Origin of the sequence: Streptomyces sp. SID11385 (assembly GCF_010548245.1) — a bacterium.
In the GTDB taxonomy this organism is placed as follows: Bacteria; Actinomycetota; Actinomycetes; order Streptomycetales; family Streptomycetaceae; genus Streptomyces.
Window position 1 is genome coordinate 1 of record NZ_JAAGLR010001109.1, and the last position, 5124, is coordinate 5124.

Sequence of the window (5124 nt, forward strand, 5' to 3'; positions counted from 1 at the left end):
CTCGCGACCGCGCGCGCCGAGCTTGGCGCGCAGCCCGGCGTCGCCCATGAGGTCGCGCAGCGCCGCGGCGTAGGCGGCGACGCGGTCGTCCTCGTCGCCGTCGAGCGGCACGAGGACCCCGGTGTCGCGGTGGCTGATGATCTCGCCGGGGCCGTACGGGCAGTCGGTCGCGAGGACGGGCACGCCGCAGTGCATCGCCTCGACGAGGGTGAGCCCGAAGGACTCGCGGTCCGAGGAGACGGCCGCGATCGAGCCCTTGACCCACTCGGTCTCCAGGGGCGAGGCCGGGCCCATGAGACGGGCCTGCTCGTAGATGCCCAGGTCGTCGATGACGGCACGCAGCCGCGCCCTGTCGGGGCCGCGCCCGTACAGCCGCAGGCTCCACTCCGGGAAGGACGGCGAGGCGGCGGCGAAGGCGCGCAGGAGACGGTCGTAGCGCTTGACGGCGACGAGCCGCCCCGCCGCGACGATCACGGGCGAGGCGAGCGTGGCGGGCGCGACGGCGGGGGCGGGGACGGCGTTCGGGACGCACAGGATCTCGGCGCGGACGCCGGGGAGCGCGGCCCGGTACTGCGCGGCGTCGGCCTCGGAGACGGTGACGAAGGCGTCGAGCCCGCCGAGAGTCGCGTTCTGGTCGGTGCGCAGTTGCTCGCTGTGCGCGTCCATCGCCAGGTGCTCCTGGCCGACGCGGACGAGTCCGGGGCGGCCGTGGCGGGCGAGGTAGCCGTTGAGGATGGGGCGGGTGGCGATCACCGCGTCGGCGTCGGTGCCTTCCAGCCAGGCGGCGATGCGCGCGTCGTGCAGCGCCGTGTAGCGCAACCGGCCGAAGTCGACGCCCACGTCGGGGAAGACCGTGTTCGGACGCTGGGTGAGCGGGTCCTCGCCCACGTAGCCGCGCGCGTCCTCGCGCATGTCGAGCAGGGCGCGCAGCCGCACGCGCGGGTCGAAGGCGAGGTCGGGGTGGTCCGAGGGGCGGTGCACGCTGACGACCTCGACGGCGTGCCCGCGTCCGGCGAGCGCGGCGGAGAGGTTCGCCACGGCGCGGACGGTGCCGCCGATCCCGTAGGCGTTGTGGATCAGCAGAGCGATTTTCATACGGTGGGTCCTTGGGCCTGGGGCCTCGGGGGCCTTGGGGCGATGCCGGAAGGCCGTGTGGTGCACCTGAGGTACCAGGTGATGATTCTGTGCCCGGGCTATGTCTATATGGGGGAGGGCACCGCAGGGCGGTCAAGCGACTCCGGTCCGTAAGTGAAAATTTGGCGTGAAATCGTCTGTGCAGACCGGATTCATTCGCCAAATGGAACCTGCGTTCGAATAAGCTGCCTCGCAGGCGTGAGTCGGGCGGTCCGTGGGGTACAGGGGGCGTGCGGGATGCGGAACGCGCGGAGCGTGCGAGGGCGCGCGCGGTAAGGGAAGCGCTGTGCGTGGGTCGCGCGCGCCGGTCCGTGCGAGTGGTGCGCCGGTTGCCGATCTTCCCGCCCCGCCGCAGCATGGAAATCCTGGCGCGAGGCGAACGGGTGAGCAGCACCCGGTACGCCGGCTTTCGACACTGGAGGACCCGATGGCCCCCTACTTCGAGAACAACGGCGACCGCCTCGTACCGGACGCGCTCCAGGGTTTCGCGCGCGCCCACGGGGACCTCCTCTCGCTCGACCCCGAGCACGGCTTCCTGCTCGCCCGCGACACGTCGCCCGCGCGCAGGGTCGGCCTGCTCTCCGGCGGCGGCGCGGGACACGAGCCGCTGCACGCGGGGTTCGTGGGGCCCGGGATGCTCGACGTGGCCGTGCCGGGGCGGGTCTTCGCCTCGCCGCACAACCGGCAGGTGTACGCGGCCTCGCGCGCCGGGGCGCGCGCGGACGGCGTCCTGCACCTCGTGAAGAACTACACGGGGGACCGCATCAACTTCGGCATCGCCGCCGAACGCCTCGCCCACGACGGCATCGCCTGCGCCCGGGTCCTCATCGACGACGACCTCGCCTCGGACTCCGAGGAGATCGCGGCGGGACGGCGCGGCACGGGCGGCACGGTGCTCCTGGAGAAGGTCCTCGGTGCGGCGGCCGACGAGGGCCTCGGGCTCGACGCACTCGCCGCCCTCGGCGGCTCCCTCGCGGCCCGCTGCCGCTCCCTGGCCGTCGCCTCGGCCGCGCACACCGCGCCCACGACGGGCGAGCGGGCCTTCGAGCTGGGTGACGGCGAACTGGAGTACGGCGTCGGCATCCACGGCGAGCGCGCGGGCCGCACCGTGCCGCGCGGCGAGCTGACCCCGCTCATCGAGCGGATGACGGGCGAACTGCTCGCGGCGCTCGACCCGGGCGCCGGCAGCGAGGCGATCGTCCTCGTCAACGGGCTCGGATCGGTGACGCCGCTGGAGCTGTACGGGGTCTACGGCGAGGTCGCGCGCCACCTGGACGCGCAGGGGGTGCGCCCGGCGCGCAGCCTCGTCGGGAACTACGTGACGGCGCTGGACATGCGCGGCTTCTCGGTGAGCCTCCTGCTCGCCGACGAGGAGACCCTGCGCCGCTGGGACGCCCCGGTGCGGACGGCGGCGTTGCGGTGGTGACGTGGGCCGCGGATACGGCGGCACCGCGGTGGTGACGTGGGCCGCGGGTGTGGTGCGGCCACGAGGAGAGGGAGTGGTGTCGTGACGGAGCGAGCCATGGCATGGACGGGACCCGAACCGGACGCGGACGGCTGGATGCGCCGCTTCGCGGCCTCCGCGCAAGCCACCGAGGCCGAACTGACCGCGCTCGACCAGCGGGTCGGGGACGGTGACTTCGGCACGAACCTGAGCGCGGGCGTCGGCGCCGCGCTGCGCCGCGCCGACGCCGACCCCGGCACGGACACGGACACGCTGGGGCACTTCGCCGAAGCGTTCCTCGACGAGGTCGGCGGCACGAGCGGCCCGCTCTTCGGACTGCTGCTCCAGGCGATGGCGGACGCGGTGGGGGAGGGGGGCTGGACGGTCGTCGCGCTGGCGGACGGCGTCGGCGAGGGCCTTGCGGCGATACGCCGCGTGGGCGGCGCGGCCCCCGGGGACAAGACGCTGGTCGACGCCCTCGACCCGGCGGCCGAGGCGTTGAAGGAGAGCGCCGCCGACCCCGCCCGGACCCCGGGCTCCGCCCTGGCCTCGGCCGCCGAGGCCGGCTGGGCCGGGGTCCACCGCACGGCGGGGCTCCGCGCCCGGATGGGCCGCTCCAGCTACCTCGGCGACCGGGCCACGGGCGTCCCGGACCCGGGAGCGGTGGGCGTGGCCCTGTTCTTCGCCTCGGCCGGGGGAGAGGTGAGGGAGCTGGCCCCCCACCTGAGCCCCCCCGGCGCTTGACGAGTGGCGCGCGGGGCGGAGCTCCGGCGGGCGCAGGGGCGCGCCTCCCCGGAGCTCCGGACGGGCTCAGGGGCGTGACCCCTGGCCGCCCGTCACGTGCGCCCGCACCCACGCCATCAGGACCGGTGCGTCCAGCGCCGGTACCCACAGATGCGCCCGCTCCGCCTCGGCCGGCCTCGGTCCCACGCCGAGCACCCGCAAGCCCGCGGCCCGCGCCGCGTCCACGCCGGTGAGCGTGTCCTCGACGGCCAGGGCGCGGTCGGGATCGACGCCGAGCAGCGCCGCGCCCTTGCGGTACACGTCGGGCTCCGGTTTCGCCCGTACCTCCGCGTCCGGCACCACGACGTGCCGGAAGTGGCCGAGCAGTCCGGCCCGGCCCAGCGAGGTCTCGACGACCTCCCTGGGGCAGTTGCTCGCCACCGCGAGCGGAATCCGTTCGGCGAGCGCGCGGACGAAGGCGCCCGCGCCCGGCATGAGGACGGGGTCGGCGGCGGCGAGCGCGGTGAAGCGGCGCAGCAGTTCGGCCGTCAGTTCCTCGGTCAGCTCGGGCTTTCCGGCCTCCTCGGCCATGAGCCGCCCGCAGTCGGCGTAGTGGAGCCCGAGGGCACGGGCGGCGAAGCCGGGCGACGGCCGCAGGCCGAGCGTGCCGAGCGTGGCGACCCTGGCCTCGTGCCAGTGCCGCTCGGAGTCGACGAGGGTGCCGTCGCAGTCCAGCACGGCGGCCTCGGGGGTCCAGGAGAGCAGGGGATGCGTGAAGTCGTTCATGGCGGTGCGCTTTCAGGGAGGGGACGGTGCGCGACGGTGCCGCGCGAACGGGGAGAAAGCGGGAGGAAAAGGGTGCACGAGAGCGAGGGGAACCGCGCGGCGGTCGCGAGGCGCCGGTGCGGGGAGTGCGGGGAGTGCGGGGGAGATGACGGGGAAGGCGCGGGACCGGGGACCGGGAGACCGGTGCCGGTGAGGGCGCGTTTCCGGACGGACGACGAGGCGGGGCGCGCTGGGTGGGCGCGCCTCAGGCGGCTCTCGTGCAAAACATCATGCGCACTACGTTATTTCCGCCCGTGAATCCCCCGCAATCGCCCGGAGTTGCGGTTGTGTGTGCGAAGCGCTCCTCCGGGGGAAGTGGCGAAGGGGTTTCGGGTATTCCGTGAAAGGCGTCAACAAGGCGTTCGCGCAGTCGAGTTGGCCGTTGGGGCGGGCCTCGGCGAGGTGATCGGGAAGCTGCGGGGGAGCGGGCGGGAAGCCGCGCGCAATCACCCGGAAGCGTGCATGCCCGAAAGAAAGGAACAATTTCCGGGCGCGAGCGGTCCGTTCGTATTCCCGGCGTACGCGGGCGCATTAGATTTCCCGGTTGTCACAACCATGTTGAACGAAGGTGGACGGCACATTGCAGGAAAGGGCGCAGGCGACCCGGAGAAAGGTGCTGGAAGCGGCGGCCGACCTCTTCGCCACCCGCGGCTACGCCGCGACGAGCATCAACGACATAAGCGCCAGGTCCGGCCGGACCAGCGGAGCCGTCTACTTCCACTACACGAACAAGGAGGGCGTCGCCCTCGCCGTCGTCCGGGACCGGTTCGCCGACTGGGGCCATCTGCGGTCCAGGTACGCGGCGCGCGACGTGTGCCCCCTGGAGAACCTGGTCGGGCTCAGCTTCGCCGTCGCGGGCAGTCTCGCCGACGACCCCGTGGCCCGCGCCGGGGCCCGCCTGTGGGCCGAGCGCGCCACGATCGCCGCCCCGCTCCCCGACCCCTTCGGCGCCTGGACCTTCGGCGCCACCCGGCTGCTCGCCCGCGCCCGCCAGCGCG

5 protein-coding genes are annotated in these 5124 nt (G+C 74.1%); 3 read left to right on the plus strand and 2 right to left on the minus strand.

Features of this window, described 5'->3' with window-relative positions; all coding sequences use genetic code 11:
- On the minus strand, nt 1-1095 hold a 1095-nt coding region (locus tag G3I42_RS33800), incomplete at its 3' end, for a glycosyltransferase (RefSeq protein WP_164291477.1).
- A 466-nt stretch (nt 1096-1561) separates the two neighbouring features.
- Here G3I42_RS33800 and G3I42_RS33805 point away from each other — a divergent pair.
- Both G3I42_RS33805 and G3I42_RS33810 read left to right on the plus strand, forming a co-directional pair.
- Nucleotides 1562-2560 carry a dihydroxyacetone kinase subunit DhaK gene (locus G3I42_RS33805; protein WP_164291478.1) on the plus strand — a complete coding sequence of 333 codons (999 nt, stop codon included), beginning with the start codon at nt 1562-1564 and terminating at the stop codon, nt 2558-2560.
- 96 nt (nt 2561-2656) lie between these two features.
- Nucleotides 2657-3322 (plus strand): DAK2 domain-containing protein, encoded by a 666-nt coding sequence (locus G3I42_RS33810; protein ID WP_164291479.1) that lies wholly within the window; start codon nt 2657-2659, stop codon nt 3320-3322.
- A gap of 66 nt (nt 3323-3388) precedes the next feature.
- On the opposite strand, the gene G3I42_RS33815 is transcribed toward G3I42_RS33810, so the two are convergent.
- Nucleotides 3389-4087 carry an HAD family phosphatase gene (locus G3I42_RS33815; protein ID WP_164291480.1) on the minus strand — a complete coding sequence of 233 codons (699 nt, stop codon included), beginning with the start codon at nt 4085-4087 and terminating at the stop codon, nt 3389-3391.
- 652 nt (nt 4088-4739) lie between these two features.
- Between G3I42_RS33815 and G3I42_RS33820 the strand changes: the two genes are divergently transcribed.
- Nucleotides 4740-5124: TetR/AcrR family transcriptional regulator (locus tag G3I42_RS33820; RefSeq protein WP_164291481.1), on the plus strand; the 385-nt coding region annotated here is incomplete at its 3' end.

Bases quoted from the DNA above. Each gene is read 5' to 3' on its own strand.
- G3I42_RS33805 (WP_164291478.1), top strand. From the start codon at position 1,562: ATGGCCCCCTACTTCGAGAACAACGGCGACCGCCTCGTACCGGACGCG.
- G3I42_RS33810 (WP_164291479.1), top strand. From the start codon at position 2,657: ATGGCATGGACGGGACCCGAACCGGACGCGGACGGCTGGATGCGCCGC.
- G3I42_RS33815 (WP_164291480.1), bottom strand. From the start codon at position 4,087: ATGAACGACTTCACGCATCCCCTGCTCTCCTGGACCCCCGAGGCCGCC.